The sequence below is a fragment of the Pseudokineococcus marinus genome, assembly GCF_013004605.1.
GTDB classification, from domain to species: Bacteria; Actinomycetota; Actinomycetes; order Actinomycetales; family Quadrisphaeraceae; genus Pseudokineococcus; species Pseudokineococcus marinus.
Map to the genome: position 1 here is coordinate 1 of NZ_JABEMA010000282.1, position 4,029 is coordinate 4,029.

At 76.7% G+C, this 4,029-nt stretch carries 4 protein-coding genes; all 4 read left to right on the forward strand.

Features of this window, described 5'->3' with window-relative positions; translation table 11 throughout:
- The first annotated feature begins 29 nt into the window (after positions 1-29).
- The gene (locus HLB09_RS14025) at positions 30-800 is read left to right on the forward strand and encodes an HAD-IA family hydrolase (protein WP_212771101.1); all 771 of its coding nucleotides are present in this window, start codon (positions 30-32) and stop codon (positions 798-800) included.
- A 107-nt stretch (positions 801-907) separates the two neighbouring features.
- A complete protein-coding gene (gene thyX / locus HLB09_RS14030) occupies positions 908-1,633 on the forward strand; it encodes an FAD-dependent thymidylate synthase (protein ID WP_171203966.1) in 726 nt (241 codons plus the stop codon).
- Between the two features lie 160 nt (positions 1,634-1,793).
- A complete protein-coding gene (locus HLB09_RS14035; protein ID WP_246235461.1) occupies positions 1,794-3,092 on the forward strand; it encodes a class II 3-deoxy-7-phosphoheptulonate synthase in 1,299 nt (432 codons plus the stop codon).
- A gap of 104 nt (positions 3,093-3,196) precedes the next feature.
- Positions 3,197-4,029: threonine aldolase family protein (locus HLB09_RS14040; RefSeq protein WP_409373011.1), on the forward strand; the 833-nt coding region annotated here is incomplete at its 3' end.

Below are 4,029 nucleotides of genomic sequence, written 5' to 3' on the forward strand. Positions count from 1 at the left end.
CCGGGCCGCCCGCCCGTAGGGTGCCGCCCATGCCCAGCGCCACCCCGACCAGCCCGACCCCGAGCAGCCCACCCCGCGCCGAGACCGGCCCCGGGGCGCCGTCGGTGGGCACCCGGGGCGCGGCGGCGCCCGGCGCGGTGCTGCACCCGGACCGCGCCCCGTTCGCGGCCGTCCTCTTCGACATGGACGGAACGCTCATCGACTCCACGCCGTCGGTGGAGCGCTGCTGGACGCGCTGGGCCGGGGAGATGGGGGTGGACCCGGAGCGCCTCCTCGGCTGGCACGGCGTCCCCGCCCGCGCCATCGTCGCCGCGCTGGTGCCGCCCGAGCGCGTCGCCGAGGGCGTCGCCCTCATCGACCGGCTCGAGGTCGAGGACACCGCCGGCATCCTCCCGCTGCCCGGCGCCGCGGAGGCGCTCGGCCTCCTGCCCCCCGGGCGCGCCGCGCTCGCCACGTCGTGCACGCGCCCGCTCGCCCTGGCGCGCATCGCCGAGGCGGCTCTCGCCGTGCCCGAGGTGGTCGTGACGGCCGACGACGTCGAGCGCGGCAAGCCCGACCCCGAGCCGTTCCTCCTCGCCGCCGAGCGCCTCGGCGTCGACCCCGCCCGGTGCCTCGTCGTCGAGGACGCCCCCGCGGGGCTCGCCGCGGCCCGCGCGGCGGGGTGCGCCACGCTCGCCGTGACGACGACGACGCCCGCAGACGCCCTCGACGCCGACGTCGTCGTCCCCGACCTCGGGCACGTGCGCCTCGTGGTGGACGACGACGGCGTCCGCGTCCTCGCCGCGGGGGAGGAGCGGTGAGCGAGCGGCCCGAGCAGGAGGTCGCCCGCCAGGAGCAGGTGCAGGGCGCCCCGCCCGCGACGTCGTCGGCCCCCGCGGACGGGGGCAGCGGCGCGGGCGGGGACGCGGTGCCCGAGCCCGTCTTCCGCAGCGACGTCGTCGTCGAGCTCGTGCGCTCGAGCGCGAGCGACGCCGACGTCCTCTTCGCGGCGCGGGTCTCGACGAAGGGCGAGGCGAGCCGCGACGACGTCGGCGCGGACGAGCAGGCGCAGCAGCGCTCCGCGGGGCTCGTCAACTACCTCATGCGGGACCGGCACGGCAGCCCCTTCGAGCACACCTCGATGACCTTCTACGTGCAGGCGCCGATCTTCGTCTTCCGCGAGTTCATGCGGCACCGCATCGCCTCCTACAACGAGGAGAGCGGCCGCTACCGCGAGCTGAGGCCCGTCTTCTACGTGCCCGGCCCCGAGCGCCGGCTCGTGCAGGAGGGCAAGCCGGGCGCCTACCGCTTCACCGCGGGCACGCCCGACCAGCACGCGCTCGTCGACGCCGAGGTCCGCGCCGCGAGCACCCGCGCCTACGAGGCCTACCGGGCCATGCTCGACGCCGGCGTCGCCCGCGAGGTGGCCCGCGTCGTCCTGCCGGTCACGACGTACTCGTCGATGTACGTGACGATGAACGCGCGCGCCCTCATGAACTTCCTCAGCCTGCGCACGCAGCGGGAGGGCTCGACGTTCCCCTCCTTCCCCCAGCGCGAGATCGAGATGTGCGCCGAGGCGATGGAGGACGTGTGGAAGGGCCTCATGCCCCTCACCCACGCCGCCTTCGAGCGCAACGGCCGCGTCGCCCCCTGACCGCGCACCGGACGCCGCGGACGGGCTGTCGGACGGGGCGCCTACCCTGACGGCCGTGAGCACCGCACCCGCCACCCGCCTCGAGGTCCCCGGCGGCGCCGGGGACGACGTCCCCGGCCCGGCCCCGCGCTCGGCGGGGGGCCTCGACGCCCACCGCGACCTGCCGCGGGTCCAGCAGCCGGCGTGGCCGGACGCGGGGGCCCTCGAGAGCGCGGTGGCCGAGCTGTCCGCGCTGCCGCCGCTCGTCTTCGCGGGCGAGGTCGACCGCCTGCGCGGCCGGCTGGCGGAGGCGGCGCAGGGGCGGGCGTTCCTCCTCCAGGGCGGCGACTGCGCCGAGACCTTCGCGGACGCGACGGCCGACGCCATCCGCCGCCGCGTCAAGACGGTCCTGCAGATGGCCGTCGTGCTCACCTACGGCGCGAGCCTGCCGGTGGTGAAGATGGGCCGGATGGCGGGGCAGTTCGCCAAGCCGCGCAGCAGCGACAGCGAGACCCGCGACGGCGTCACGCTGCCGGCCTACCGGGGGGACGCGGTCAACGGCTTCGCGTTCACCGAGGAGGCGCGCACGCCCGACCCGCAGCGGCTCGTCAAGGCCTACCACACGGCCGCGAGCACGCTGAACCTCATCCGGGCCTTCACCTCGGGCGGCTTCGCCGACCTGCGGCAGGTGCACGAGTGGAACCGGGGCTTCGTCGGCAACAGCGCCACGTCGGCGTACGCCGACCTGGCCGGCGAGATCGACCGCGCCATGGCCTTCATGGCGGCGTGCGGCGCGGACTTCGACGCGCTCCGCTCGACCGAGATGTTCTCCAGCCACGAGGCGCTGCTCCTGGACTACGAGCGGGCGCTCACGCGGATCGACTCGCGCACGCAACTGCCCTACGACGTGTCGGCGCACTTCCTGTGGATCGGGGAGCGCACGCGCCAGGTCGACGGGGCCCACGTCGACCTGCTGTCGCGGGTGCGCAACCCCGTCGGCGTGAAGCTCGGGCCGACGACGACGCCGGAGGACGCGCTCGCCCTGGCCGACAAGCTCGACCCGGACCACGAGCCCGGCCGCCTCACCTTCGTCACCCGCATGGGCGCCGGGCGCATCCGCGAGGCCCTCCCGCCGCTGCTGCGGGCGGTGGCGGACGCCGGACGGACGCCGCTGTGGATCTGCGACCCCATGCACGGCAACACCTTCACGACCGCGTCGGGCGTGAAGACCCGGCGCTTCGACGAGGTCGTCGACGAGGTGCGCGGCTTCTTCGAGGCGCACCGGGAGGCGGGCACCGTGCCCGGCGGCCTGCACATCGAGCTGACGGGCGACGACGTCACGGAGGTGCTCGGCGGGGTCGAGGACATCGACGACGCGGCGCTCGCGACGCGCTACGAGACGCTGTGCGACCCGCGGCTGAACCACCAGCAGTCGCTCGAGCTGGCGTTCCTGGCCGCCGACATGCTGCGGGGCCGATGAGCGTGGCGGTCACCGCGCCCGCCCCGTCGACGTCCGGCACGGCGCCCGGCGCCGGGGCGCCGGTCGACCTGCGCTCCGACACGGTCACGCGGCCGACGGCCGCCATGCGGCGGGCGATGGCCGAGGCGCCCGTCGGGGACGACGTCTACGGCGAGGACCCGACCACCACCGCGCTGGAGCAGCGGGTGGCCGAGCTCCTCGGCCACGAGGCCGGGCTGCTCACCCCGAGCGGGTCGATGGCCAACGTCCTCGGCGTGCGCCTGCTCGTGGAGCCCGGTCAGGAGCTGCTGTGCGACAGCCTCGCGCACGTCGTGCGCGCCGAGATGGGCGCGCACGGGGCGCTCGGCGGCGTCACGACGCGCACGTGGCCCTCGGCGTCGCGGCCCGGGGCGCCGGTCGGGCTCGTCGACCCCGACGTCGTCGAGGCGCTCATGACGCCGGACGCCGGCCCCTACCTCGTCTCGACGGCGGCGGTCGCCGTCGAGAACACGCACAACTTCGGCGGCGGCACGATCACCCCGCTGCCGGTCCTGCAGGACCTGCGCGAGCGCACCCGGGCGGCCGGCGTGGCGGTGCACCTCGACGGCGCGCGGCTGTGGAACGCCGTCGTGGCGGAGGGCACGGGCCTCGCCGGGCTCGCCGCCCACGGCGCCTGCGCCGACACGGTCTCCGTCTGCCTGTCCAAGGGGCTGGGGGCGCCCGTCGGCTCGGTGCTCGTCGGCAGCGCCGAGCGCGTCGAGCGGGCGCGGGTGCTGCGCAAGCGGCTCGGGGGCGGCATGCGCCAGACGGGGGTGCTCGCGGCCGCGGGGCTGCACGCCCTCGACCACCACGTCGACCGCCTGGCCGAGGACCACCGGCGCGCCCGCGAGCTCGCCGCGGCGTGCGCCGCCGCGCGGCCGGGGTGCGTGGACCCGGCGGCGGTGCGCAGCAACATCGT

What these genes read in the sequence shown, in the direction of transcription:
- HLB09_RS14025 (WP_212771101.1), top strand. Translation starts at nt 30, where the DNA reads ATGCCCAGCGCCACCCCGACCAGCCCGACCCCGAGCAGCCCACCCCGC.